Origin of the sequence: Acidobacterium sp. S8 (assembly GCF_009765985.1) — a bacterium.
Classification (GTDB): domain Bacteria; phylum Acidobacteriota; class Terriglobia; order Terriglobales; family Acidobacteriaceae; genus Alloacidobacterium.
Window position 1 is genome coordinate 114,114 of record NZ_LMUM01000024.1, and the last position, 24,687, is coordinate 138,800.

At 55.1% G+C, this 24,687-nt stretch carries 25 protein-coding genes and 1 pseudogene; 11 read left to right on the forward strand and 15 right to left on the reverse strand.

Features of this window, described 5'->3' with window-relative positions; translation table 11 throughout:
• Positions 1-111: 111 nt before the first annotated feature.
• Positions 112-483 carry an aldo/keto reductase gene (locus GSQ86_RS09060; RefSeq protein WP_216841077.1) on the reverse strand — a complete coding sequence of 124 codons (372 nt, stop codon included), beginning with the start codon at positions 481-483 and terminating at the stop codon, positions 112-114.
• 493 nt (positions 484-976) lie between these two features.
• On the opposite strand from GSQ86_RS09060, the gene GSQ86_RS09065 reads away from it, so the two are divergent.
• On the forward strand, positions 977-1,480 hold the full coding sequence (locus tag GSQ86_RS09065) for a ferritin-like domain-containing protein (RefSeq protein WP_158749631.1): 504 nt from the start codon (positions 977-979) through the stop codon (positions 1,478-1,480).
• A gap of 1,044 nt (positions 1,481-2,524) precedes the next feature.
• Here GSQ86_RS09065 and GSQ86_RS23010 read toward each other — a convergent pair.
• From GSQ86_RS23010 to GSQ86_RS23405, 4 genes are all read right to left on the reverse strand, one after another.
• The gene (locus tag GSQ86_RS23010; protein WP_216841078.1) at positions 2,525-3,052 is read right to left on the reverse strand and encodes a transposase; all 528 of its coding nucleotides are present in this window, start codon (positions 3,050-3,052) and stop codon (positions 2,525-2,527) included.
• Positions 2,992-3,261 (reverse strand): hypothetical protein, encoded by a 270-nt coding sequence (locus tag GSQ86_RS23840; RefSeq protein WP_371720538.1) that lies wholly within the window; start codon positions 3,259-3,261, stop codon positions 2,992-2,994. The genes GSQ86_RS23010 and GSQ86_RS23840 overlap by 61 nt, the downstream gene beginning before the upstream one ends.
• Positions 3,177-3,869, reverse strand: coding sequence for an IS30 family transposase (locus GSQ86_RS23400; RefSeq protein WP_371720518.1), 693 nt, complete (start codon positions 3,867-3,869; stop codon positions 3,177-3,179). Before GSQ86_RS23400 ends, GSQ86_RS23840 begins: the two co-directional genes overlap by 85 nt.
• Positions 3,870-3,968: 99 nt before the next feature.
• Positions 3,969-4,202, reverse strand: a complete 234-nt coding sequence (locus tag GSQ86_RS23405; RefSeq protein WP_254062259.1) for a helix-turn-helix domain-containing protein — start codon at positions 4,200-4,202, stop codon at positions 3,969-3,971.
• Between GSQ86_RS23405 and GSQ86_RS23845 the strand changes: the two genes are divergently transcribed.
• From GSQ86_RS23845 to GSQ86_RS09090, 4 genes are all read left to right on the forward strand, one after another.
• Positions 4,191-4,541: a DUF6790 family protein gene (locus GSQ86_RS23845; protein WP_371720521.1), complete on the forward strand. Its 351-nt coding sequence runs from the start codon at positions 4,191-4,193 to the stop codon at positions 4,539-4,541. The two genes, GSQ86_RS23405 and GSQ86_RS23845, sit on opposite strands and share 12 nt — an antisense overlap.
• A gap of 613 nt (positions 4,542-5,154) precedes the next feature.
• Complete coding sequence (locus GSQ86_RS09080) at positions 5,155-5,637, forward strand: hypothetical protein (RefSeq protein ID WP_158749632.1); 483 nt, start codon at positions 5,155-5,157, stop codon at positions 5,635-5,637.
• Entirely contained in the window at positions 5,634-7,784 is a 2,151-nt protein-coding gene (locus GSQ86_RS09085) for a hypothetical protein (RefSeq protein ID WP_158749633.1), read from the forward strand. The genes GSQ86_RS09080 and GSQ86_RS09085 overlap by 4 nt, the downstream gene beginning before the upstream one ends.
• A 654-nt stretch (positions 7,785-8,438) precedes the next feature.
• Positions 8,439-9,083, forward strand: a complete 645-nt coding sequence (locus GSQ86_RS09090; protein ID WP_158749634.1) for a hypothetical protein — start codon at positions 8,439-8,441, stop codon at positions 9,081-9,083.
• A gap of 334 nt (positions 9,084-9,417) precedes the next feature.
• Here GSQ86_RS09090 and GSQ86_RS23015 read toward each other — a convergent pair whose 3' ends face one another.
• The 5 genes from GSQ86_RS23015 to grrA all read right to left on the reverse strand — a co-directional run bounded on the left by GSQ86_RS23015 (position 9,418) and on the right by grrA (position 12,518).
• A complete protein-coding gene (locus GSQ86_RS23015; RefSeq protein WP_216841079.1) occupies positions 9,418-9,639 on the reverse strand; it encodes a hypothetical protein in 222 nt (73 codons plus the stop codon).
• A 68-nt stretch (positions 9,640-9,707) separates the two neighbouring features.
• Entirely contained in the window at positions 9,708-10,001 is a 294-nt protein-coding gene (locus tag GSQ86_RS09095; RefSeq protein WP_158749635.1) for a hypothetical protein, read from the reverse strand.
• An 84-nt stretch (positions 10,002-10,085) separates the two neighbouring features.
• Positions 10,086-10,817 carry a hypothetical protein gene (locus tag GSQ86_RS09100; RefSeq protein ID WP_158749636.1) on the reverse strand — a complete coding sequence of 244 codons (732 nt, stop codon included), beginning with the start codon at positions 10,815-10,817 and terminating at the stop codon, positions 10,086-10,088.
• A 36-nt stretch (positions 10,818-10,853) separates the two neighbouring features.
• Positions 10,854-12,080 (reverse strand): cyclophane-forming radical SAM/SPASM peptide maturase GrrM/OscB, encoded by a 1,227-nt coding sequence (gene grrM, locus GSQ86_RS09105; protein WP_158749637.1) that lies wholly within the window; start codon positions 12,078-12,080, stop codon positions 10,854-10,856.
• Positions 12,081-12,119: 39 nt separating this feature from the next.
• The gene (grrA, locus tag GSQ86_RS09110) at positions 12,120-12,518 is read right to left on the reverse strand and encodes a GrrA/OscA1 family cyclophane-containing rSAM-modified RiPP (protein ID WP_158749638.1); all 399 of its coding nucleotides are present in this window, start codon (positions 12,516-12,518) and stop codon (positions 12,120-12,122) included.
• Positions 12,519-12,784: 266 nt separating this feature from the next.
• Between grrA and GSQ86_RS09115 the strand changes: the two genes are divergently transcribed.
• Both GSQ86_RS09115 and GSQ86_RS09120 read left to right on the forward strand, forming a co-directional pair.
• A complete protein-coding gene (locus GSQ86_RS09115; protein WP_158749639.1) occupies positions 12,785-15,724 on the forward strand; it encodes a two-component regulator propeller domain-containing protein in 2,940 nt (979 codons plus the stop codon).
• Positions 15,721-16,386: a response regulator transcription factor gene (locus tag GSQ86_RS09120; RefSeq protein ID WP_158749640.1), complete on the forward strand. Its 666-nt coding sequence runs from the start codon at positions 15,721-15,723 to the stop codon at positions 16,384-16,386. Before GSQ86_RS09115 ends, GSQ86_RS09120 begins: the two co-directional genes overlap by 4 nt.
• A gap of 9 nt (positions 16,387-16,395) precedes the next feature.
• Here the strand turns inward: GSQ86_RS09120 and GSQ86_RS09125 are convergent, their stop codons facing one another.
• Together GSQ86_RS09125 and GSQ86_RS09130 are read right to left on the reverse strand one after the other, a co-directional pair.
• Complete coding sequence (locus GSQ86_RS09125; RefSeq protein WP_158749641.1) at positions 16,396-16,779, reverse strand: response regulator transcription factor; 384 nt, start codon at positions 16,777-16,779, stop codon at positions 16,396-16,398.
• A 3-nt stretch (positions 16,780-16,782) separates the two neighbouring features.
• Positions 16,783-16,953, reverse strand: a complete 171-nt coding sequence (locus GSQ86_RS09130; protein ID WP_158749642.1) for a hypothetical protein — start codon at positions 16,951-16,953, stop codon at positions 16,783-16,785.
• A gap of 275 nt (positions 16,954-17,228) precedes the next feature.
• On the opposite strand from GSQ86_RS09130, the gene GSQ86_RS09135 reads away from it, so the two are divergent.
• Positions 17,229-18,866 (forward strand): hypothetical protein, encoded by a 1,638-nt coding sequence (locus GSQ86_RS09135; RefSeq protein WP_158749643.1) that lies wholly within the window; start codon positions 17,229-17,231, stop codon positions 18,864-18,866.
• 956 nt (positions 18,867-19,822) lie between these two features.
• Here the strand turns inward: GSQ86_RS09135 and GSQ86_RS09140 are convergent.
• From GSQ86_RS09140 to GSQ86_RS23850, 3 genes are read right to left on the reverse strand one after another with little or no spacing between them, the layout of a single operon-like run.
• A complete protein-coding gene (locus GSQ86_RS09140; RefSeq protein WP_158749644.1) occupies positions 19,823-20,410 on the reverse strand; it encodes a hypothetical protein in 588 nt (195 codons plus the stop codon).
• 39 nt (positions 20,411-20,449) lie between these two features.
• Positions 20,450-20,575: a hypothetical protein gene (locus GSQ86_RS23660; RefSeq protein WP_256366825.1), complete on the reverse strand. Its 126-nt coding sequence runs from the start codon at positions 20,573-20,575 to the stop codon at positions 20,450-20,452.
• A complete protein-coding gene (locus tag GSQ86_RS23850; RefSeq protein ID WP_158749645.1) occupies positions 20,575-21,006 on the reverse strand; it encodes a DUF1016 N-terminal domain-containing protein in 432 nt (143 codons plus the stop codon). Before GSQ86_RS23850 ends, GSQ86_RS23660 begins: the two co-directional genes overlap by 1 nt.
• A 492-nt stretch (positions 21,007-21,498) precedes the next feature.
• Between GSQ86_RS23850 and GSQ86_RS09150 the strand changes: the two are divergent.
• The 3 genes and pseudogenes from GSQ86_RS09150 to GSQ86_RS09160 all read left to right on the forward strand — a co-directional run bounded on the left by GSQ86_RS09150 (position 21,499) and on the right by GSQ86_RS09160 (position 23,786).
• Positions 21,499-22,382, forward strand: a pseudogene (locus GSQ86_RS09150) (ArdC family protein).
• Positions 22,383-23,073: 691 nt separating this feature from the next.
• The gene (locus tag GSQ86_RS23855) at positions 23,074-23,286 is read left to right on the forward strand and encodes a LysR family transcriptional regulator (protein ID WP_216841080.1); all 213 of its coding nucleotides are present in this window, start codon (positions 23,074-23,076) and stop codon (positions 23,284-23,286) included.
• Positions 23,277-23,786, forward strand: coding sequence for a helix-turn-helix domain-containing protein (locus GSQ86_RS09160; protein ID WP_158749646.1), 510 nt, complete (start codon positions 23,277-23,279; stop codon positions 23,784-23,786). The genes GSQ86_RS23855 and GSQ86_RS09160 overlap by 10 nt, the downstream gene beginning before the upstream one ends.
• Positions 23,787-24,687: the final 901 nt, after the last annotated feature.

Below are 24,687 nucleotides of genomic sequence, written 5' to 3' on the forward strand. Positions count from 1 at the left end.
TTTGGCTGCCAATACGGCTTCCATGGATCCGCCTTCGCTAAAGATACGATCGGGATCGTCGTATCGCAGCACCTCATGATGTTGGAGCAAATCGATGTGATCCACTTTGAGTCATTTGAGAGACTCATCAATCTGGCTCGTCGCCACTTCCCTTGTGCGTCCGTCTATCTTGGTCATGACGAAGGCTTTCTGCCTGTAGCCGCCCTGGGATAGTGCTTTTCCTACCCGTTCTTCGCTTCGCCCCTCGTTGTAATCCCACGAATTGTCCAGAAAATTGATGCCACGATCCAGGCCCTCATGAATGAGTCGTATAGCCTCATCTTCGGTAACACCAGCTTGTCCCAGATGTGAGCCACCCAGCCCAATGACCGAGACCTGAACGCCGGTCGAACCTAGGTCGCGATAGAGCATTTCACCGCGCATTGTGCCCGCGGTTGAAACTCGCGGAATACGACTGGCAGCAGCTTCGGATGATTCAGTCATCGGTTGCCTAGCTTGCATGCCTTGCCCACGTGCCCATGCGACAGATCTAGAGGAAAGAACAGCCACAGCTGCGGCACTGGTGAAAAATTGACGTCGTTTCATACGAGGCCTCATTGATTGTGATGCCGCGCAGAGCGTTCTTTGACGTAGCTATATTTTGCAAGTGCAATGCTCGACCCTTCTACAACTCGCCAATGGCGTGATCAGCAACGAGAGGCAAAGGTTATACTTTACGACCTGTGGCCAACCTTAACTGATGGATAGGTACTCCTAATAGCAGGGTTGAGGCGATCGATCATTACCCGCCCGGCACGTCACGTAGATCAGACACAACAATCTGCCGCTTCGCGATATCGAAGTTTTCTGATTCAAGAGCTAAGCTCCGCTCGGTCGTGTCTGCTCAGTCCAACGCCTAGATTTGAGCAAGTGAATCTTAGCGAACCTTTAACCACCGCCCCTATTGCGGCGGCCGATATTGTCTCGAAAGGGAACCATGAAACTATTTTCCGCGAACATCGAAGATCTACGCAGCCTATACGTCAACAACCTCAAGAAGGCGCTTGATATGGAGCAGAAAATTACAAGGGCACTTCCGGATTTGATCGAGAAATCTACAGACCCCGAATTGTCGAATGCGTTCCACACACATCTGCAGGAGACTGAAGGCCATGTAACCAAAGTAAAAGGTCTACTTCAGAGCAATGTTGGTGAGACGGATACAGAAACCTGCAAAGTGATCGACGGCCTAACGACCGAGGCTTCGGACACGATCAAAGATGTGACTGATCCTACCGTTCGCGATATCGCTCTCATCGGTGCGGCCCAGCAAGTGGAACATCACGAGATAGCTGTCTACGGAACATTGCGGCATTGGGCCGAGATCCTTGGTCTGAAGGAAGACGCTACAGTTCTCGAATCGATTGAGAAAGAGGAAGAGAATGCTGACCAGCTTCTCACGGAAATATCGGATCGGGTAAATATACAGGCAGCAGCCTGATTACATTAAGACAATTGTATTTTCAGAAAGCCTGCGATCTCAGAGCGTGAGATTGCAGGCTTTTTCATGAACATACTTCAATCCGGACGCTGCCAAGCATCGGAGTAGTGAAAGAGCGGTTCCGTCACCATCCAAGCTTCGATGAATCAACCTTGTTGTTTGGCTTGAGTATTGACCTGCTTCGAAGCTCCGGTTAACGTCCTATCAGCATTTTTCTCTTCTGCCAACGTCTCATGGAGCAGAGCGGCCTCTGAACTCAATCGAAAAGCTCCGAGAGCCAGCTACCACGTAGACCGCTTCCATCTCGGTCCCGCCCGCTGCGCTATTTAGATAGCGCACTCTGAGAGCGGCCTTTCCGTTCAGCTCGAATCTGTGTTCGCTGCTTCGTGGATTGAGATTGGCCGTCCTCTCCACTTTCGAGAACCAAGCATCGAGGCCAATATTAACCGGCTTGTCTCTGAGAGGAGATACCACCACGGACCCATTGAGGTCCCCCGCCTTCATGTGGCATGAAGTCTACAAACACCCCTGGAGCCCTCGGGTCGGGACAGCTTCCACAACTCCCTATATCCCAATCAGCAGGGTAGCGAATCCGCCATCCGGCGCGATTCGAGAAAACCTTCCAATTGGCAACCTTTGCGGTGGCTATCCCAGAGAACAGCATAAAGACGAAGGTTGTCGCCGCGATCAAACGATACCGTGAGTTCATCTCGAAATTATGCCCCGACCAGCTTGTACGCTGTAGATCTGAAAATTCCCGGGAAGTCTCGGTTTCTATGAGCAGGTCACTGGAGTCAAGTGTTTTTTGTCTTTTCCTTCATAGCGTCTTTTGCCTTTGTTGTTGTTTGTTGTGGTTGTTCCGCGTTGTTGCCTCTCCACCGTGTTTCTATTCGCACTTTGAGTGAGCCGTTCGTGGCTCTGTGACGGGTTGGGGTCAGAAGGAGAAGTCGATGCTGCCAGTTTTCGGCCGGCCTTGTGAAGGCCCAATCCGACACGCAGTCACCGGGACGCGGGGTTTAGCAACGGTGAACATGATTTCGATCCTCAGGAAGCTACTGCGTAGAACGGGATGTATGGCTCTTGCGTGATCCAGATGCGATGAAGCAGTACTGCCAGCTTGCGAGCAACGGCAACGATGGCACGATTGTGGGACTGCTTGCCTCCACGCGAGGCCAGATGCAGACTCCACTGTCGTAACGTCGAGTCCCTTCCACGCGGACCGAGGACATGGTTGGCGCATTCGACCAGGAGAGAGCGTAAGTAGATATTTCCAGCCTTGGTAATACCAAGTTGCGGATCGCGGTCCCCGGACTGGCTGCGTCTCGGTCGCAGGCCGAGGTAACAGCCCACATCGCGACTTCGCTTGAAGCGTTCTTTGCTTCCCAGAGTCAGCACATAGGTCAACGCAGTGAGTTGGCCGACGCCGTAAACCTGAAGCAGCGCCTGCGTCTCCGGATACTCCGTCTCGGTAAGTCGCTTGATGGTGCGGTCGTACTGCTGGATCTTCACCGTCATCGCAGCGATCTGTTCGAGAACCGGACCAAGCGCCACAGCCAGACCTGGCGGCAGCACGGCGATGCACCGCTTGGGATCTCCGGATCGAGCCGGGCATAGCGAGCGATCTTTTCCGCATCCACCGTGTCGCTCTTGCGGTCGCTGTGCGAGATCGCCCTTAGCTCGCGCACGTTGGCCACGATTACTTCGTGGCCCAGTTCTCGGAGTTGTTCGCTGACCCAGATCGAATGGGTTCCAGCCTCCATCGCAATCCGCGCCCGAGACAGATCGGTAAACCACTTCTCGACTCCGGGGAGTGTCGTGCGAAACCGCCCCGGTCAACCACTTCTCCATCTTCGTTGAGCGTGCAGTAATGGCTCCAGACATCCCCAAGATCGATCCCGATCGTCATCCCAACCTTGGTGACGCTGCGTGGAACTTCCGCGATGAGGTGTTGCGATGGCTTTTTCATAGCGATAGTCTCTCCGATCCAAGAGACCGGCTCATCCCATTTTTCAGTAAGTTCGTCGCACGAAGAACGAACTGTCGTTCGACAGCAGCGTGCTGTATTACAGAGCGTTGCGGTGTCTTTGCTGGGCACTTTGACCAGGATGGTAAACCGCGAATGTCGTTCCACCAGGGTTGCGATATGACTGTTCCTGGTGCCGGCGAGCAGATCGCCCTGCCAATGGCCGGGGATGGCGCGGTCTTCAATTTCTGCAGGTCTTTCCCGAATGGAGATGGCATCGACGATCTGACCTCGGGATTGTCCGCCAGCCCGAGAGTGCCGTGAGCGGTGGATACACCGCTTGGACCGCAGGTGCTGAATCAGCTCTTTCTTCAACACTCCTCGTGCCTGGATGAATAAGCTGCGGTAAATGGTTTCGTGGGACACGCATGCTCTCGTTGTTGGGATACCGCATCTTCAGCCATCCAGAGATCTGTTCCGGCGACCAGTCCAGGATCAGTTTACTGGCAACGATCGTCCGCAGTTTCACCTGGGTAGCAAGAAGGCAGGCCTCGGGGCGCAGAGCCGACTTCCAGGCCGGCCGCCGTTGCGTACCACCTCCCGGCTCACCGTAGACGCTGCCCGTTGCAACCCTCTGGCTATCTCTCGAATCGACGAACCGGAAGCAATGCCTCGTGAGATGTCTTCCCGTTCGGCAAGCGTGAGCGTTCGCTGCGAGCGGTGACGAATGGCTGAAGCTATCCCGCCGTGCTGCGACAACAGGAACTGAATCGAGCCATTGCCGGAATACGGCAGGTAATCCAGCCTCGGTTCACTGCTGAGGAGATCTTCGGCATCCGCGACCGCGCTTCGTTTCCGATTGTCCGGGAAGTAGGGTTTGCAAACCTGTCCATAGGGCTTCTGGGAATCTGTAGCCTATTCCATCTAGGTTGGGTTGTCCCTGCAGCAATCGCCGGAGGCCTGTATTACGGGTTTGCCGCATTGGGCCACATTCCGCAGAAAAGCAAGAATCCGAAAGAGTACACAGCTATGATCTCCGATGGATTTGTATTTTTAGTGCTCTCGACATTTTTGATTAGCAGTTTGGTTCAGAAGTAATCTTGACGGCATGTACATCGACGGAAATGGTTCCGGAATCACACCTCCTGGATTGTCTGCGATCTGGAATTATTCTGGCGCAAACTACAAAACTTCTGTGTCAATTAGTGCTAAATCGCTCGTATCGACAGTGCTCAGCTGACAGAGTTTGTCGTGTTGCGATGCCTTTGGAGCGGAGCGCGGTGGATACCGCGATTGCAGTAAGGCTCTATGGAGCGGGGTGTGCCTACCGCCGAAGAGATAAGGCGGATGAAAAGCTCGTCGGACCAGGACGTTTGTTGTTCCGGTTTGGTGGGCCGTCGAGTTGCCGCTACCTCCGCGGCCAGAAAGCATTGCGGCACTCAGGACGAATAGGGCCAACATGCCCAAATCAGTGCAAAGGCGGCACGCAAAACGAAGCGCCGATCCCTGTGAGGCGAATCCGGTCACATTCATCCGCTGCCTAGAGGCGGCGGATGCGCCTTGTGTGGAACTACATAGTATCTCGTGTAGCGACCTCTATATCTCTCGCAGAATTCCTCTCCTACTCTTCTTGACAGATCGTCGGAACGCGTCATAACGCTCCACCCAACAAGGCCAAAGGAATACGGCACCTGCCGAAAGGAAGAGAGAGATGAAAAGGAAATTGATTCTGGCGCTTTTCGCAGTCTTACTTTGCGCGATAGCGCGCGACAGCGTTAAAGCCCAAGCTACCGATATATACCAGAGGACGTCCGCCGGATATATCGGCTGGGATGCAACGGATTCAAAGACGCCCGCGATTACGGTTACCGGCATCGTCCTGGCAGCCGAAACGACCGGCTCCGCCACCTGTCGAAGCGGCTTTTGCGCGGTGATGGCGATGCCGCAGGGATCGGTTGAGGTTCTGTTTGGGTCTTACCAGTCGCAAGCCCTGCAACAGGTGGTTCTCCCCGGACGCTCGATCCAGATAGAGGGCAGATTTCAGAACCTGAAAGGGCGGAATGTTTTGCTCGTAAAACAGCTCGTTGTGGACGGTCAGCCGATCACGATTCGAAATGCTCATGGTTTCCTCGTTCACTCGCGCACCACGGTGCGCGACTATACACAGACTTTGCAGGATGGAGGACAGCGATGACGCGCCGCAAGTTTATCGGTCTCATATCGGCTACTGCCCTTGCCCTGATGGCTGTCGCATGCTCAAGCAGCAGTTCCGGCCCAAACCCACCCCCAAACGAACTCATTTCGGTGGCTTTTCTCAACCCTCCGCCAACCTCGTTGAGTACGGGCGCGAGCGTCGGGCTTGTCGCTATCGTCAGCAATGACAGCGCCGGCAACGGCGTCACATGGAGCGTAACCTGCGGCGGCTCCTCATGCGGCACGATCAGCCCGTCATCCACAGGCAGCGGCGCAACCGCCACCTATACCGCCCCCTCGGCGATGCCTTCGCCCGCAACAGTGACCATTACAACGGCTTCAGTCACGGACACGACCAAGTCAGTCTCAGCTGCTATTTCCATCACCTCCGCGTCCACAGGCATTTCGGTATCATTTGCCTCGCAGCTACCATCTTCAATGGTCGTCAATACCAAGATGAGTCTGACTGCCGTTGTCACGAATGACCCCAAAAACGCCGGCGTAACATGGAGTGTGACCTGTGGCAGCTCTCAGTGCGGTAGCATCAGCCCAACAAGCACTGCGAGCAATTCGCCTGCTACCTACACTGCCCCGGCGGCGGTTCCATCACCGGCAACGATCACAGTGACTGCAACCTCGGTCACCGACAACACGAAGTCCGCCTCGGCGACAATCACCATTACCGCCGCGCCTGCCACGATCCTCTCCGATGGGACATACGTGTTCCATCTTTCGGGGCAGGACAATAATCAGTCGTACTTCCTTGGCGGAGCTTTCACCGTCACTAAGGGCGAGATCAGCGCCGGAGAGCAGGACTTTTCGGATGCCAGCCTGGGGTCAACGGATACATTGGTTCCTTCCAGCAGCAGCATTTCGTCCACTGGAGAGAACATCCAGATTGTTCTCGGGACTGCAAACAGCCAGATTGGTGTGAACGGCGTTGAAACTCTGCGAGCCAGCCGCGTATCCAGCACAAGACTGCTGGTCTCGGAGTTCGACTCTTTCGGAGCGGCGACCGGATCCATCGATCTGCAGACCTCGGCAGCGGCGCCCTCGGGCGGCTATGCCTTTTCCGTAAATGGGATCAACACCAACGATAATTATCAGTTGGCGATCGGAGGCGTGCTTAACTTCTCCGGCACTGAGCTCTCAATCTCGAACAGCGTCTTCGACCTGAATGACGGAGGCGGGACCACCTTGCTGGGACAGAGCTTCTCTTCCGGATCCATCAGCTCTCCAGATTCCTTTGGCCGCGTCACTATCGGCCTCACGCCGTCTGCATCCGGACAGGTATCCGGCATTACATTCAGCGGATACATCAACGGCACAACGATTCAGCTGATCGAAAGCGTGGGAGACGGACTCAACGCCGACCTGGGCGGAACAGCGCTCGCTCAGGGAACAAACACTGGAACGTTCAATGCTCAGAGCGTATCCGGCCAGACCTATATCCATGGCAGCATCGGCCAAGATACGAATGGACCCCTGATCATGGGAGGAGCGTTCATCTTTGCATCGAACGGAACCGCCTCGGGTCTGTTGGCCTTCAACGATCTAGACAATAACACCGGCAACAGCTTCAGTAATGCGTCCTATCAGGTCAGTCCTACCGGCCGCGTCGTAATCACAAACGTCGTTCCCTCCAATCTGTCGAACATCGCCTTGTCCTTCGTCCTGTACCTGGATGGAAACGGCAATGCGATGATCATGGGCTCTGACAACATAGAACAAACCAGCGGGCTTGCTTATGCGCAGAATGGCCTCGCTGACTACGAGGGGACGTACGCGGTGGCCATTCAGGGATTCCTGAACGGGCAGCAATACATACAGCCTTATGGCGCGGCGGGGCCAGCTACGATCAGCAACGATACCTTCAACGGGTATACGGACTATACGTCTCAGAACCCGAACCTGCAGAAGCTCACCACGCCCTTCGACACGTATGCCAGCACGCCTCTTACTGGTTTGGAGGATACCTCCACCGGGCTGTTGCATCTGACTGGACTCAACTCGAACAGCTTCGAGCAGCCGGGGGCATTCGGCTACTATCCGATCGATGCGAACCGGGTGCTGGCAGTTGAAGTCGATGGCAATGGAATCGGCCTCCTGATGCTGGAAAACTCCAGCCAGTCCCAGAGCCAACAGTAACACCGGTTAACCATTCGCTTAGCGGCGAGCCGGTCGAAAAGACCTGCTCGCCCAGTACCGCTCTTGGGGAAGAATTGAATATCTTAATCGTTGAAGACAACCCTAACGTTCGAAAACTTATTCGACATTGCATTCACAGGGCACACCGATCTGCGCGAAGACGTGGTGTCGCTCTTTCCAATAACAATGATAAGTGCGCCTTCGTGCAGCCGGCGCCTATTGGCTGCGCTCTGCAACACCGTAGCGAACCTCATCATGAAACGATGATGTGGGATCTGGCTTCATTCGGCGCTAACCTGCCTGGTCAGCGCAATTTTCCTTTGTTCATGCGCCGGTTATTAGCTCAAAGCTATGTGGAACCGCACGGATTAGAGTGTAGAGCCACAGTTGGTTTTGTGTAGTGTCACGGATTGGTTTGCCTCTGTCTTCTGACTAACATCAATCATCAAGGAGGGACTCTATGGGGGCAATAAGCGAACTTCGAAGGTGCTCGCCGCTCTAATCCCTACCGGAAGGAAGCAGCGCCTCAACTCCGATCCAAACCATATGACACATGCTCAATAAAAGGACGATACCGTCCCTTGCCGTGTGAGACCAGATCACCATTATTTCCCTATTCCTTCAATCCACTCTTGCATTATGAAAGGAAACGTCATGAAATCTAATAGCACAATCTTCGTCATTCTCTCCAGCCTCGCCATCGGCTCTGCCGTCGCGGCAGCGCAGGTTCCGACGGTCACTATCGATGCACAGCAGCACGGTAATCTTGCCGCCGCACAGCAGTCTATCGTTCAGGCATTCGCCAGTATCAGCGATGCTCAGCACGCCAACGACAGCCATCTCGGCGGCCATGCGGGCAGGGCGAAAGACTTGCTGCGCCAGGCTAACGAGGAGCTTCAGCTCGCTGCCGATTTCGCCGACCAGAACAGCTCGCAGGGGGGACCGGTTGCACCAGCCACTGTCGCGCCTCCAGCGTCTACGGTCACCGGCAGCACAGAAAACCCACCCGCACAGAACCTTTCCGGAAACTGGACGATCTATGCCTATAACGTAGACGGGCCGGGCAGCTCACTGAAACAGATTCAGATCACACAAAATGGCAACATTCTTTATGGCACCTTCCACGGTCCCAGGCAACATGGCAAGCTGCAGGGTTGGGTGAATGGAAGTAGCATCGAGTTCAGCACCGATACCAGGGATGTCCTCACTTTCCGTGGGCAGATTACCGCTACCGGGATGTCCGGCATTTACGGCATTCATGGGCAGCACGCGCAATGGAATGCGGAACGCACGAACTGATTCGTTATCGAAGAATGCCCGCTTCTTTGGTTGTCAGTATCCGCCCTCTCTCAGGTCGGTGCGAGTAGATCGACGGCGGCACACCGCACAGGCCAGGACGCGATTCGCGGCAGGGCGGCATGGCCCCTCCCCCTATCGCATCAGCAGTCCCCGTCCATCAACGCCCCCTCTATCCTTCGGCCGTCACTCTGAGCGAACCGAAGGACCCATATTCTGCTCCAGTTGAAACTCACGCTCAAGGGGAAGAAAGCCAGGGCTACCAGTTGTCGTTGCGTCAGTCTTCGCACGTCATTCCGGCTTGCACTGATACTTGTCATTGCATTTGTCGTTGCCATCAGTGTCGTTCGTTCTTTTCGTCATTCTGAACAAAGTGGAGCACGGCGGATTCAGGATCCAAATCGCCACGAAGCCTAAGGGGAAGCAACGCCCGAATCTCCCAGAACGATACCAAATCCCCGAAATCATCAAAAAATCCGCAACCCCCACAACCAAAGAGGAAATAACTTTCAGGAACTGGCGTTTTAGATATTTCCAAATCAGGCGGATCTGATTTCAAGAAAGAAGGCCTGCACCGCGAGAACACGGTGCAGGCCTGCGGGTTTCGCAGAAAAATCACTGCAGCGGCTATTGACGCCCACGCTCATTGGCAACGTCAGCCGCGAAACGGAGTTCCTGATTGGCCTGACTTAGCAGATCTTTTGCTCTCTCCGCGTGACCGCCGAGATGGCTGTCGTTGGCGCGCTGGGCATCGCTGATGAAGCCGAAGGCCTGAACGATATTGTACTGCGCCGCGGCGAGGTTGCCGTGGCGGTAGTGATCGATGTTGACGTAGGGCGCGGGCACGGCCTGGGCAACTGCCATGGTGCACAGCACGGCAGCGCCGGCGATGGTGGTGAGGATGAAGTTACGACGTTTCATGGTGGGGCTCCTTTGTGCGATCTAAGAATTTGTAAGTGATGCGGTGGTTCATGCTCTTTGAGGTACAGGTGCTAGCTGCGCGAGCTAGTCCCACATTGCCGTGACGATCTCGTTCTTCTCGTTCAGGAGAAGGGTGATGCGGTTGGGGTCGGAGTCGAGGCTGCCGATGCCGTCCGATTCGCGGATGACTCGGAGATTGCGCGGCAGGTCCTCTTCACGGACGATGCTGTCCTGCGAGCGGTTGGCCGGCGCTGTCTGACCCCGAGGGACGAAGAGTTTGCCTGTGCAGGTAACGCAGTCTTTGGGCGCAGGAGCGGACTCCGCATAGCCGGGCATGGATTTCAACACGACGCGGTTGGCCGCTCCGTGTACGCGCACGCCGTTGAAGGGATGGCCGGGTTCGATGGTGAAGACGGCCTCCACCTCAGGATACGAGGTTGGGGCGGTGCTTTCGCTCGGCGCGTCGGCTATCAGCGCCAGGTCCAGGATGCCGTCAGAGGACGTGCCCTTCGTAATGGGCACGAGTTCGACAGACTCCCAGCCTTCGGTGGGGACGAGGCCACGCACACGCACGACATCCAACTGCGGACCATGCGTACTGCGCAGCACCTCGACGCTTGTGATCCAGAAAATGGGCGCCGTATGCGGAGCTTCGTCCTGGTCCGGCGCAGAAGTCTGCTGCGGCGCAGATGCCACTTCATGCGGCTGAGGGTTGGGCGCGGCGGTTGCGCGCGGAGAATTGGTTTGCGCGTTGCCGATGCCTGTGAGCATCAGCGCGGCGTTCAGAAGTGCGGCGAATTTTGTCGTGTTTCGCATCGAATTATTCCTTTGTCGTTGAGGATTTTTTTTGAGTTACACGCAGAGAGGTGCGGCTGGTTCAAGATCCATCGCGCTGGAAAGAGCGAAAGGCTGGGCCTGCCGGGTTGGCTTTTTGGCCCTTGTCAGCGAAGCTTCGATCTGATCGAAGGCCGAAAGGATCAGGTTGGCCGGTGTGATCTGGATGAGGTTGCAAAACGATGTTTGTGTGCTGGCGAACGTGCCATTTTCCGAGAGCTTGTTCACCGGCGAACCACCGCCACACAGAGAGAAGTAGTCGCATTCTTTCCGGCAGGCTTCGACGCCGGCGCGGATGTCAGTGACCATGGCTTTCATTGCCGGGCTCCTGAGCATTTGCTCAAGTGTGTCCCGGTGCACATTGCCTACGATGAAGTTGTTGTAGCGTTCGTTCTTGTAACCGAGCAGTTCGGGAGAAAATGAGGACACGTTGCCATGACAGTCGATATTGAGCATGGCCAGGGGTTCGACCTGCTCATTGCCGATCTGCGCCTCTTCCGGACGAAAGATGCGGGGGATGAGGCCATCGATTTCGCGGATGAAATTGATGCCGGGATTCCGGCGGGCGATGCTCCAGAAGCGGTGCAGAAAGGAGCGGAACTTCTCGCGCATGCTGTCCCGCGAGAGCGTCATGAGCTCGGAGACGTGGTCGCCTTCGGACTCCTCCACATTGAAGCAGACGTCTTCAATTCCCTCCTGGATATAGAAGTCGTGCAATTCCTCGGGGCATTCCAGACCCTCTTTTGAAAGTACGGAGATGACATGAAATGGAATGCCTTCCTGTTTGAGCAGCCGCGCTCCGCGGATCGCACGATCAAAGGTTCCCTTGCCCGAGCGAGTGACACGGTTCGCATCGTGCATGTGGCGAGGACCATCGATACTGACGCCGACGCCGACGTTCCAACGGCGGATGAGATCGCACCACTCCTTCGTCACGAGAGTTCCGTTGGTCTGGAAGGAATGGCGAATTTCTACTGTGGGGGGCCGAAGCCGCTCGATTGCCTGGAAGACGGATTCGTAATATGTGACCGGGAGTACGAGTGGCTCTCCCGCATGCCAGATGACGGTGATCTGACTCCCCGCGTAGGGAGAGTCGAAGACCCTTTCGAAGCTTGCGGTCACGGTGTTGATGCCCATGACCGAAGTGTCGTCGCGGGTCGGTAGATAGCAGTATTTGCAACGGATATTGCAAAACGGTGTGGGCTGCAGAACGATGGTTTGAATCCGTGTTTCCGAGGGTTGCATGACTCTTGTATCCTTTCGTGCGATAGGGTGGGCTAAGGGTTACCAGTTGTGCCAGAAGTTGTGCCAGTTGTGCCAACCATTGCCCCAGTTGTGCCAGCCCCCATTGCCCCAGTTATGCCAACCGCCGTTTCCCCAGCCACCGTTGTGCCAGCCGCCGTTTCCCCAGCCGCCATTCCGCCAGCCGAACCCTCTGCCGACGTTCAGCCATTCAGCAAGCATGAGATTCGCACCGGACGGGCCCTTGACGATATTGCTGTTGACCGAGGAAATGGCGGTGCGGATTTCGCTGAGGCGTTCGGCCACCGATATTTTGCTGGTGGTTGGGATGGCGGAGCTCTCCGCGTGAGCCGACGTTGCGGCGAGAGCGGCGGAAATGCCGATTACGCCAGAAGGAATGAGTAGTGCGAGAACTTTTGAAATGCGCTTTTTTGCGCTCATGGTAGATCTCCTTGATGCGTGATGTTACGTAGGACAGGCGCGTAAAAGAATCCGTGACGCTACACGATTGGGGGGTGTGGCGCTACATGAGTAAGCCGTGTAGTTCCGCATAGTTACGGCCAGATGGGGCGGCGCGAAGGGATCTGGAACGGGTACAATGACCGCATCTTCTATGGGTTAAGCTAGCTTGTGTTGAGGAAGGTGCAGGCATGTCGCAGCGGCCACGTGGCACGTATGCTGGCAGAGAAAGATGCGCTCGAGGCAACGTGTTTTCTCTCGCATGCGCTGTGCTGTGGGTTATCACTGCCAGCCAAAGTGCGTGGGCGCAATACCGATCGACACAGTGGACAGCCGACTCCGCCCTACCGGACAATCGCGTTCGGGGCGTTGTTCTCGCACCCGATGGCTACATCTGGATCGCCACCCTCAATGGCGTTGCTAGATTCGACGGTATCCGTTTTACAGTCTTCGACAAGAGCAACACACCCAGTATCACGTCCAACCGCTTTGTAGCGATGGCGTCAGGAGACGGCGGTGATCTCTGGCTCCCGAGCGAAGATCGCAATCTCATTCGATATCATGCCGGCCGCTTCGAGCCGATGATGGAAAATGTCGGACTACGTCCATATTCGGTTACAGCTGTCGCAGACGATCGCCACGGAAGCGTCTGGGTAGATTCCGACGGTAAGATATATCGCTGGACGCCACAGCTCGCGCGCTTCGAGAAGGAAGCATTCAACCGCGACGACACGCATTTCATTCCCATGTGGTGGGAAGACACTGGATTCTGGGCCATCCGGGATGGACATCTGCTATGTTTCACGCGGGGTGAGCTGCGTTCCTATCCCTTGCCAAAGGATATGCCGCCCGCGTCGATTCTGAGCGCCGTAGTGGGTCGGGACGGGATCGTATGGATCGGCATGACGGACGGCCGCACGGGGCGGCTGATTGACGGCACGTTGGTCGTGAATGCCGGAACGGTTACGACCAATTTTCAAAATTCAACCAAGAACGACTGGAAAGTGCAGGTCGCGCAAGACTTTACCCGCACGCTTGTTTTTCCGTCAGGCGGTGTAGATAAAGACATCTCCTACAGCGTCATCGTTTCCGACAAAAAGAACAACATGTGGGTGGGCTCGGAGGGTGAAGGACTATTCCGAATCCAGCGTCAGTCCATCAATACACTGTCTTCAGCACAAGGCCTGGCGAGTGACATCGCGTATCCCGTGATGAGGTCCAGATCGGGCGATATGTGGATAGGGAGCTGGCCCGCGGGATTGTCGCGCGTGCATGACGGTCATATTACGGCCTTCACAAAAGCAGACGGTGTGCCGGGCCTGGTGACTGCACTTGGAGAAGATCGCTCTGGGAAGATATGGGTGGGGACGCTTAACGGACTGAGGGTGTATTCCGGAGGGAGGCTGACGGTGCCTCCCGGCTCGCCGAAAGAGAAGTTACCGGACATTCAGGTTATCCACCAAATGCGGGATGGCAGCATGATGCTGGGCACGCCGAAGGGTATCTACCTGCTTGCCGGAGCGAACTCACACTGGTTGACGACACACGACGGCTTGGCGTCCGACGATGTGCGCGCGATCTTCGAGGACAGCAGAGGAGACACGTGGATAGGAGGATATGGTGGACTGACGCGCATGCACAACGGAGTGATGACTCGCTGGACTGAGGCGCAGGGTCTGCCCAGTAATAGTGTTGACTCCGTGATGGAAGACAGCACCGGCGCCATCTGGGTGGGCACTTACGATGGCGGTATCGGCTGGCTTCGAAATGGCAGATGGGTAAGTTTCAATAAGAGCTCTGGGCTTTACGACAATGGCGCACTCCAGATTCTTGAAGATGCGAAGGAACGATTCTGGATCAGCTCCAACCGCGGCATCTACCGCGTGAGCAGGAAACAACTGAGCGACGTGGCGGATGGGCGCGAAGCGCGGGTCGATTCCGTCGCCTATGGGCGTGCCGATGGGATGTTGAGCGCGGAGTGCAGCGGGGGCTTCTGGCCGGCAGGAGCCAAGGACGCTCATGGTTTGCTATGGTTTCCAACCCAGAAGGGTGTCGCTATTGTCGATCCTGTATCCATTCCCGTTGACGAGGAGCCGCCACGCATCGTCATCGAGTCGGCGTCGGTGGAACATGCACTGCAGAATGCAGTGAACAAGGTGGTGTTACGCCCAGGGCAGACGAATCTTGAAGTGCAGTACACGGCGCTGAGTTACTCGAAGCCGGAACAGATTTCGTTTCGCTACAAGCTGGACGGGGTGGATGACAACTGGCAGGAAGTGGGCCACCGGCGAACGGCTTACTACACGCTGCTGCCGCCCGGGAATTACATTTTTCGCGTGTCAGCGAGAAACAGTGACGGCGTCGTGAGTCTTGCGGACGGCATACTTCCGGTCACCGTGATTCCCCCTTTTTATCGCCGCTCATGGTTTCTCGCCATTGTCTTTCTTGCGGCTCTGTTTGCAGTGGCAATCGTGTGGCACTACCGCGTGAGGCGGCTAAAAAGTGCAAATGCAGCACAGCAGGCATTCTCACGCGAATTGATCGCATCCCAGGAAAACGAACGGCGGCGCATTGCCGCAGAGTTGCACGATAGTCTGGGCCAGCGGCTGATTATCATCAACAACCTCGCGCTCTTTCTGCTACGGACTAAGGGGAAGGCGCCAACCGAAGAAGACAAGCACCAGACGATTGAAGAGATCCATACCGAGGCCACGCAGGCGATCGAGGAGACGCGATCGATTTCATACGCGCTGCGACCATTTCAACTTGACCGATTGGGACTTTCAAAAGCAATCCAGGCGCTGGTGAAGACGGTGGCGCGTGCGTCGCAGATCGATCTAACGGCAGAGATCGCGGACATTGTCGATGCCTTTCGGGAGGAGCTGCGCATTAACGTCTACCGCATCGTGCAGGAGGCCCTGAATAATATCGTGAAGCATTCCGATGCGAGCCGGGGCATGGTGACAGCGGAAAAAACGAAGTCGTCCGTGTTGCTGACGATTTCAGACAACGGCAAGGGTTTGCCGAGCGAGCCGCATGGCGTGACGGCCGGCCCTGGAGGATTTGGATTGACCGGCATTCGCGAGCGCGCCACGCTGCTGAAAGGGACACTCCAGATTAAAAGCGAAACGGGGAATGGTACCCTGCTTGTGATCCACTTCCCATTGGAGACTGAGCGAGTACGATGAGCGAGGTAATCGAAGTACTGCTTGCGGACGATCACCCGGTTGTACGTCGAGGATTGAAGGCGACCATCGAAGAAGACGAGGGCCTGCGTGTCGTTGCGCAGGCTATGGATGGTAACGACGCGCTGCGGCAGATTATGGAGTTGCGGCCCGCGGTGGCGATTCTCGACATAGACATGCCGGGCCTTAACGGGTTGGGCGTGGCACGCGAGGTGTCAGCACAGAAGATTGACACACGCATTGTCTTCATGACGTTCCATGCGGATGAGGATCTGATGCGCGCTGCAATGGATGTGGGCGGCAAGGGATATCTGCTGAAAGGCAGCGAGACCGATGAGGTGGTCGCTGCGATTCATGCTGTATGCGCAGGCAGAACATACATCGGTTCGACGATGGCCGCTGTCCTGCTAAAACAAAAGACAGAATCATCCGGGAGCGGACAGCTACTTGACATCAGTGTGCTGACTCCTACAGAGAAAAAAGTGCTCCGATTGATCGCGGATGGACTTTCCAGCAAAGAGATTGGCGACAAGCTTTCGATCCACTACCGCACGGTGGAAAATCACCGCACGAACATGTGCCGCAAGTTGAATATCGAAGGAGCGAATGCGCTGGCGCGGTTTGCACTGCAACATCGATCTGTACTCCATGAGCGGCTCCATTAGAGCGCCGGATCAGTTGATGCGCGGCGATGAGGCGCATGGTGGTTGTCCCAGCACTTCCTGAAGCACGGTGTCGAGTTCGGTGAGATTGTGTTTCAACGCGTAGGCGCACGCTCCAGCCTCGCGGGCGGCACTGCGCAGCTCGTCGTCATTGTAGTCCGTGAGGATGATGATCCTGGCGTCTGGATGATGACGCAGAATCTCCCGCGTTGCTGAAAGGCCGTCCATACGCGGCATACGCACATCCATGAGCACAACGTCCGGGCGATCCGCGGTGTATGCAGCAAGCGCATCGGCGCCGTCTTCGCATTCCCAAATTTTGTCCGCGATGTCGCTGGTCGCACGTCGAATAAGTCTTCGCACCGTCGGGTTGTCTTCCACAATCAGTATGGTCATTCGCTACTTTCGGTATGCTGCACGATTCAGATCATAGAGCGCTGCTGTCTCCATAGGAATCAGTATCGCTACATAGCGGCTATATGCACCACCGCACGGCATACCCGTGTGGTTCCACACGGATGGGTGGATGGTATGGCAACGCACAAGCGCGATGTGTGAGTGATTGCTCATTGCAATCATCTTCTCCCTCGCGATACTTGTATTGTTCAGTAGGCGATTGGAGTGACGATGCAGCCCGACGGCCAGTGAAACAACAGCTTTCGCAACCCAAGACCTGGATGGGCTTTTCCATGAAGCAACGCGGATCGACGCAGTAGTATGTTGTACCGTGCAGAATGACATAAGTCGGCAAGCCGTTCTAGGCGTCTCCGTGTAGAACCACATGGTAGCTCGTGTAGCAATCACCATTGGTTTCAATAGACCTCCTTTCTATAGTTGGAAGCGTAATGAGACTAGCGAAAGCCATCCTGTGCCTTGTGGTGTTCTGCAGCGCCGTAGCTGTACGTGCAGACGATGCCCGCTTCGATCTTCCCGGACCGAAGATCGATGTCTATGTCACGCGTGGCAATACGACGTTGCCGATCGCCGAGGTGCCGGAGCTGTTGCCGCATGACAAACTGCGAGTGAAGGCGGACCTTCCTGCAACGCAGTCGAACCACCTGCTGCTGATCGTGGCCTTTCTGCGCGGCACAACGAACGAGCCACCGGACAATTGGTTCACGAAGATAGAAACCTGGAAGCGCCCTTTCCTGGAAGGGACGCTGGTTATCGTTCCTGACGGCGCTCAGCGCGCGTTGCTGTTTGTCGCGCCTGAAACAGACGGCGACTTCAAAACGCTTCGCTCTGCCGTGAGGGGAAATCCCGGCCTTTTCATACGGGCAAATATTTCGCTCAACAAAGCTTCGTTCGAACAGCAGCGTATCGAGCGCTATCTCGCCGGAATGCAAACAGTCGCGTTAGATGACGAGAAAGTGATCCAGGCGCGATCAGCAAGACTTGCTGCAGCGCTGGCCCTGAGGCCGAACGCCGACTGTTTCGAGCAGCCGGTGGAAGACCAGGTTGATTGCCTGACGCAGGCCAGTGCCCCTCTGCTGCTTGATGACGGTCACGGTCAGACGATCATAGACGCGATTTCGACAGGTGCTTCGTCGGAATTTTTCGGCGAGGCGGGACAGACCGATAACGCTGTCTATTCCGCATATGTCGGCACCTTGATCGACCTGGTACATTTGACCGTCATGATGCGCACGGCACAATACAGGTACATCCCTGCTATCAGCTTTCCGCAAGGCCCCACCCTAAATCTCAAACTGAATGCTCCGCCAGCATTTTACAATCCGAAGTCAGTGATCGTGATTGCGCTACCGGCAATCCAAAGCGCGCGCCTGCCGCCGTTGCGCCTGGCAAATCCGGCCCAGATCTTGTGCCTTGCGAACCCGGCGCTAACCCTGCCATTGCGTGGAGATCCGCTACTGTTCGCTACAGAGTTCGCTCACGATCTCTCGATTGACTTTGGCCCCTCCGCTTCACCGGCAAGCATCCCACTCAAGCCGGATGCATTTGACGGCGGCCTTGTGCGAACCGACGCTAGCGTGCGCAATGCCTTGCAGTCAGCTGCCAGCTCAGTTGCTCCGGAAGCCAATGTAACGGGCCGTTTTGTGCAAGGTACACTTCGCGGCTACTGGGGCTTCCGTTCATTTGAATGGCCAACACTCACATTCCAGCAGTACGAGGGTGGTGACTGGAAGCTGATAGGAATCGACGCTTTGATGGCCGGAAAGAACGGGCAGCTGACATTGCAGGGAGGTGACACCGCGTGCATCAGCCAAATCAAGTTGGCGAGCCCTAGCGGGCAGAGCGTCCCCGTAGTGTTTACGTCGCTCGCTAAAGGTTCAGGCGCCATGACCTTGGACATTCCATTGCAGGGAAAACAGCCTGGTGCCTATTCGCTAGTGCTGCAACAGTATGGCAGCAACGTTCCGAAAACGCTTCACCTGACCGCATACAGTGCAGGCACCCATTTGGATAAAGTGCTCATGACAGCCGGCGGGCTGACTATACCGCTCATGAATCACCTTCAGTAATAATTACTCTACGACCACCTTGGATTTCTGTATCAGTTGGGACTAGAGCTCTCAGCAGTCGAATCGGTTTGGGTCCGATTTACAGATCCTCACTTCACTCCAGAGCATTGCATTTAGAAGCGTTATTCCAAGCTCACAATGTGGCCTTCCTCAACGTTATTTATAGGGTCAGTTTGCTGCGCCGCCCTTAAGGGGTTGAAGTTCAATGTTGTTTGTTCGTGACCTCTGGATATTGCTCTCGCCAGAAGATCAAGAGCAGCGGGGACATTTCGGACATAACAGCTTTCGTCCGATGAACCTTCGCGTGGCAGCCAGGGCAGAGAGAGATCATCAAACTAAGTACCGACTTCCCTGGTACCGGTGATGAACAATGATCGAGCGCTTGTCTCGACCCGGCGCATCACAGACACAGCAGCGGTACCCATCGCGCTCCAACACCGCTTCGCACAGACCGCCGAAATATTCTTCATCCTGTGGCTTGAGGTCTAGCAGGTCGCGCATAGGAATATTCGTGGCGCTCATCCCGAGAGATCTGCGCCTCATGGAACGTCGAGCCTTCGAGCCAGCTCTCTCTGAGAGATGCCCTGCACCGCTATGAGTAGATGTCCTAGTCTGTGGTTTGAGGAATTATTTGTCGTAGCTTTTGAGGTGCTTTGTGTCGTCGACTATCCAGATTATCTCGGTCGATATCGTCGAGGCGGCTCGAGCCAGCCTTGTCATCGGCCAAGTTTGAGACTCAGCACCCTACGAAAAGTAATTCCAAAAAACTATGACAAACAATTCCCTCACGCGACTTTGGCCATGATTCCCGAAAAGAACAAGGCTCTTCGTGAAGACGGCTATCTCAGTACTCGGGCCACGGCTGTATTTCGAAGCTAATGGGCTGTGTATATTTCAGAAGCGGCTGGAAATGGCCGCTTTTGTCTAGCGTATGAGTTGTCAATGGAATCATTGCTTCACTTACCTTCTGCCTTCGCAATCGGGAGGGTGATGTCAGCAGTGAAGACAAGAGATTGAACTTCTGCCTTCTGACCCGCTCCAACCTGGGTCAACTCAATTTCTGAGAGTGTCACCACGCCCGTCCCCAATTGCGGCGATTTGTAACCAGGCGTTCCATACACGAGGGTGCCGTCTTTCATCTTTATCGGCGGACGGTGCTCTGCAACATCGAGGTTCTTGCAAGCAGCATGATTGTCCGCAGTAGTAAGGACAAAGTGAAACTCGCGACGATGTAGCGCATCGAGTTCTGCTTTCGGCAACGGCTCATTTTGTTCGGTAACAAACTGCCAGGCTTCTAGCCCGGTAGGATTAGGGCCATGAAATGGCGGCGTCACACAGCCGCTGAAATCATCGGCTCCTTGATGAGTTGGAGCCGCCTGCACTTGAATGGAGGACGTAGTCACTACCAGCACGAGGCCTCGGCCTAGATCGCGGGTGTAGCTCTCGCCGGTCCGGACGTTCCCCGAGAAGTGTTGCTGTTGAGCCGTCAGGGATGCACATCCGGCCAGACAAAAAATCGCGAGCTCCGCCACTTTCGGCGCCATATTGTCCTCTACAACCCCGTCGGGAACGCTACGAACCTATCAGCTCAGATCCTGGCCATTTCTAAGCCACTCGTTCTCTTCCGTCCCGATGGCCTTTGCTGTCGCCCATTGTGCCAGCTCAACGATGCCTTCAAATCTGCGCTTCTCACCCTCGGGCGTAGTCATTACCAGCACATGGCCCCGATGTAGTTCGACCAGGTTTGGTCGTGTCGCCCTTTGCACCGCGTCGGCCGGTCCTTGATCCGGTCCAGAACACGCACATTGTGGCCCCAAGGCAATTGTGCAATAAGCTGTTGCACAATTGGTTCCTCCGGCCAGGCCTCCGCCAGGGCCCGCATATACTTAAGACTTCTCGGGCTGAAGCCCTCGATGCCGGGAAATTCATTCTGGAGATCATGGGCAAGCCGGTCGATAATCCGGGTACCCCATCCCTCGGTCCCCTGCCTAGCGAGGATATCCCGGCCAATCGACCAATAGAGGAGAACCAACTCGCGGCTGACAGCGAGGCCGGCGCGGACCTGGGCGGTACGGATGCGTCCTTTTAGCTCCTGGAGGAGTTCCTGGTAGCCGGAGGGTAGCTGGAGGCTATTTTGCACGAATTCAGCCTAGCACAAATATTTACAACGACAACTGACATTATCGTTGGTATTTTTCACTGATTCTAATTAACTTACGGTCGAAAAACCGCATATTACTTAGGTCCATTCCGCTCCCTCTGGAAGCTTCGAGACTGGCAGGCAGTCCGTGGTCTCGATGACGCCTATCTTTCGTGAAACCGCTGGCACCTTCTTCAGCATAGCGCTTTTGTACCGATTAAAAGAACGAAGGGCAAGGTAGCTGACGCAACTTTCGGCTACTTCGCCGATCCCCATCGTTCTCTTCGCTCAGCCGCTCCGGGCCGTCCCTTCGGGTGAGCGCCGACTGCGCGCCAAAGTCCAAGAACTACTTTGTCACTGGCCGCGCCTGCCACGCGGGACTACGCCGGCTCCCGGTCGTCGTTCTGTCCTGTCTGACCGTTCAGCGGTTTTTGTCTCGCTGCGCTGGTGAGAAACAAAAACGCCCAACCGGGCAGCCAGGAGGCAAAAACAATGGAAAGAAGAGAGCAAAAGCAACAGCAGCGGCAGACGGCGAAAGAAGTAATCGCCGCCAACGTGCAACACCTTATCCAGCAGCTTGAGCAGGGACATAGCGAAATGCTGACAGCTTACCTACCGCCATGAGCCGCTTTCACAACTACTCTTTCGGCAACATCCTCGAGATTGCACGGCAGAAGCCCGACGCAACCCACGTCGCCGGATTCTACACATGGAACCAGCTTGGCCGTAGGGTGAAGAAAGGTGAGAGAGGCATCCGCATTCTTGCTCCCATCATTGGGGCCAAACGCGAGCCGCGGGAAGAATCCAAGAAAGATTTGAGGCGGCAGAATATTACCATTCTGATTGGTTTTCGCGCAGCCTATGTCTTCGACATTTCGCAGACCGAAGGCATGGGGCTTCCGGAACATGCACGAGTCAGCGGCGATGCTGGCGCAAACCGTGATCGCCTCATCGATTTCATCAACGCTCAGGGCATCGAGCTTGAATTCAACGAACGCATTGCGCCGGCAATGGGCATGAGCTATGGCGGAAAGATCGTTTTGCTTCCCGGACAGTCGAAGGCCGAAGAGTTTTCTTGCCTGGTCCATGAGTTGAGCCACGAGATGATTCATAAATCCGAGCGTCGCACCGCAACGACAAAGACCGTGCGCGAAACAGAGGCCGAAGCGATTGCGTTCGTTGTGAGTAAAGCCGTAGGGCTGGAAACGGGAACGGCATCGGCTGATTACATCCAGCTCTATCACGGCAACGCATCACTGTTGGCTCAGAGCCTTGAAGTGATCCAGAAAGCATCCGCCGTCATTCTTGCAGCACTGGAGCCAAAACCGGAATTTGAGAATCAAGAAACGCAAGGTGCAATGGCGATCGTCAGCTAGTTTGCACCAACTTGGCGCGGACGGCTTAGCGGCTTTCGACAAATGAGCGTCAGCTGAAGGACGGACAAGCGGGCGTAACTGACACCAAGAGTGCCCAGACCCCCGGAAAAAATCGCAACGTTTGTCGTAGGCCTATTTATCGCCTTTGTGGTCGCGTTGGCGATCGTACTGCTTTTCTTCTTACACCACGCCCCAACCGTTCAGCGGTAGGTCACTAGATAGGGGGGCGAAATCGAAAGAGAAATCGAATTAGGCGTGGACTCTCGCCCTTTGAGCCATGCGTGGTTAGGCACGCGTCGGCTCAGCGGTCAAAAGTGCACTACTCGATCAGCTCATCTTATCAGTATTCATTTTGAATGGTTTAGTGCCGTTGATATCGATTGCATAAACAGCAAGTCCTAATTCTTGCGCGTACCGGCGCTCAATAGCCGAAGCTATGCGTGGAGCGCGCACGCATTTGTGTCGATTTATGTGCCTCGTGCGATAAGCGCCAAGATACAGCAGAGTACCGTCATATGGGCCGTCAATTCAGCACAAACAGTCCCAGACAAAATTTCTTTAATCCACCTGTCCACTTTTCCAGTTCTCAACACGCTTATAGATAGAAGGTTTTTACGGAAGGTGTCGACCATTTGAAGCAAATCGCCATCGACATAGCACTCAATGGGGACCTAAATTCGAGGATTTGGACTTGCCAGTCACCATTTACATTGGTTTCCAAAATGCAGCGCTTACTTTAGCGGATGAGCTGAACTTCACTCGTGCGGCAGAGCGACTGAAGATCACCCGGACAGCTCTGAGCAAGCAGATATCGGAGCTTGAGGCGCGGTCGGTTTCAAGACAATTTGAATTGAACGAATTCAAAAGACCTTCCAGATTACTCGGCGGTGAAGCATGTCGATGAATTTGCCTGAGCGGACCGGACGTCAATCGACACGGAATCGAACCTTGCATTCGTTAACAAAGTTAAAAGGAGGCAATGCGCGCTTGGAAGGCCCTAAACCTAGCTTGCAAAGCCGGACGCGTGTCGGCAGGGATTCCAAGAGTTCCGAAGAATGCTTGGTTGAACTTGCCATCGATCTGATTCACGGGAAATGGAAGACACGGATTCTTTCACGGCTTCAGCATGGGCCGGCACGTTTGGGCGAGTTGCGTCGCACGTTTCCTCAAGCATCCAAGAAAATGCTCGCGCAGCACCTTCGTGAAATGGAAAGAGATGGTCTCGTGATACGGAAAGACTTGAGCAACAAAGTATTGCATGTTGAGTATTCATTATCAGATTCGGGAGGCCTCGCTGTCGTACGCCTGATCAATATGTTGCGGGATTGGAGCATGGAGTACTTGCCTTTCAGCGCCGGAATGCAAGAGCGAGACCGCCGCAAAGTCGCCGCATTTGAGATCTGATCAGATCAACTTCGTTGGGCTGATCCCCGCGGGTCAGCCCATACCCACTCAATGTGTCTTGGCTTTGTGGCATTTTTGTGGCAAATACCGCCGATTGGGCCGGTTTTCCCGGTTTTACCGACTTATAACTGTTTTGCCCTCAATCACTTGCGCGTGGATCGGCACCTTCACACGGTGGAAGTCATAGGTTCGAATCCTGCTGTGCTCACCAATTTTCAACAACTTAGCGGTGTTTTGCTTCGAGGCTTTGTTGCAAATGCTCCGCTCACAAGCATGAGATAGGACAGAACCGACCATCTCCTACACGCTTTTGGGTAACTCCTGCATATATTCGTTGGCGGTGGTAACCGATCAATAAGCAACAGGCATGACACGGCCGTGAATATAACCAAGCGTAACCACAACCGGTACTGGGACTGGCTCATATAAAACCCATTGATTTGCGGAGCGACCAGAGGAGTAATACCGATCCGGCAGACAAGACGAGTCCCGCTCTACCAATCGGACCTCATTGGATCACGTGACCCTTTGATGCAAAAGAGCATGGTCTCCAACCACTGTCCGCGATAAGGGCGCATGGGGAATGTTTGCAGGCACCCCCTTTTGCCTACCGGCACGTCTGCGGCCATCCGTGGGATGGCAACGAATACAACGTGGGCGACAAGGCTGTTGGGACGATGTTCTACACTCGGTCATGGACGATGCAAGGGAGCTTATCAGTGAGTCCGCAATTGCAACTACTTCCGTCTGACTGTGGCCAGCCTGCTGCCTCGGCTGCTTTACTCTGTTGTCTTTTTAGTTTTCTTTTCTTGGGAAAGACTGCTTTGTAACGCATCCATGCTTTCGAAATCGCGTCGATGCGTTGCGCTAGTAATCCTAATTCGACCTAATAACCGCTCGG

What these genes read in the sequence shown, in the direction of transcription:
- GSQ86_RS09060 (WP_216841077.1), bottom strand. Translation starts at nt 483, where the DNA reads ATGACTGAATCATCCGAAGCTGCTGCCAGTCGTATTCCGCGAGTTTCA.
- GSQ86_RS09090 (WP_158749634.1), top strand. Translation starts at nt 8,439, where the DNA reads ATGAAATCTAATAGCACAATCTTCGTCATTCTCTCCAGCCTCGCCATC.
- GSQ86_RS09160 (WP_158749646.1), top strand. Translation starts at nt 23,277, where the DNA reads ATGTCGATGAATTTGCCTGAGCGGACCGGACGTCAATCGACACGGAAT.
- GSQ86_RS09125 (WP_158749641.1), bottom strand. Translation starts at nt 16,779, where the DNA reads ATGACCATACTGATTGTGGAAGACAACCCGACGGTGCGAAGACTTATT.
- grrA (WP_158749638.1), bottom strand. Translation starts at nt 12,518, where the DNA reads ATGAGCGCAAAAAAGCGCATTTCAAAAGTTCTCGCACTACTCATTCCT.
- GSQ86_RS23660 (WP_256366825.1), bottom strand. Translation starts at nt 20,575, where the DNA reads ATGACTACGCCCGAGGGTGAGAAGCGCAGATTTGAAGGCATCGTTGAG.
- GSQ86_RS09065 (WP_158749631.1), top strand. Translation starts at nt 977, where the DNA reads ATGAAACTATTTTCCGCGAACATCGAAGATCTACGCAGCCTATACGTC.
- GSQ86_RS09130 (WP_158749642.1), bottom strand. Translation starts at nt 16,953, where the DNA reads ATGAGCAATCACTCACACATCGCGCTTGTGCGTTGCCATACCATCCAC.
- GSQ86_RS09080 (WP_158749632.1), top strand. Translation starts at nt 5,155, where the DNA reads ATGAAAAGGAAATTGATTCTGGCGCTTTTCGCAGTCTTACTTTGCGCG.
- GSQ86_RS09140 (WP_158749644.1), bottom strand. Translation starts at nt 20,410, where the DNA reads ATGGCGCCGAAAGTGGCGGAGCTCGCGATTTTTTGTCTGGCCGGATGT.
- GSQ86_RS09085 (WP_158749633.1), top strand. Translation starts at nt 5,634, where the DNA reads ATGACGCGCCGCAAGTTTATCGGTCTCATATCGGCTACTGCCCTTGCC.
- GSQ86_RS09120 (WP_158749640.1), top strand. Translation starts at nt 15,721, where the DNA reads ATGAGCGAGGTAATCGAAGTACTGCTTGCGGACGATCACCCGGTTGTA.
- GSQ86_RS09095 (WP_158749635.1), bottom strand. Translation starts at nt 10,001, where the DNA reads ATGAAACGTCGTAACTTCATCCTCACCACCATCGCCGGCGCTGCCGTG.
- GSQ86_RS09135 (WP_158749643.1), top strand. Translation starts at nt 17,229, where the DNA reads ATGAGACTAGCGAAAGCCATCCTGTGCCTTGTGGTGTTCTGCAGCGCC.
- GSQ86_RS09100 (WP_158749636.1), bottom strand. Translation starts at nt 10,817, where the DNA reads ATGCGAAACACGACAAAATTCGCCGCACTTCTGAACGCCGCGCTGATG.
- grrM (WP_158749637.1), bottom strand. Translation starts at nt 12,080, where the DNA reads ATGCAACCCTCGGAAACACGGATTCAAACCATCGTTCTGCAGCCCACA.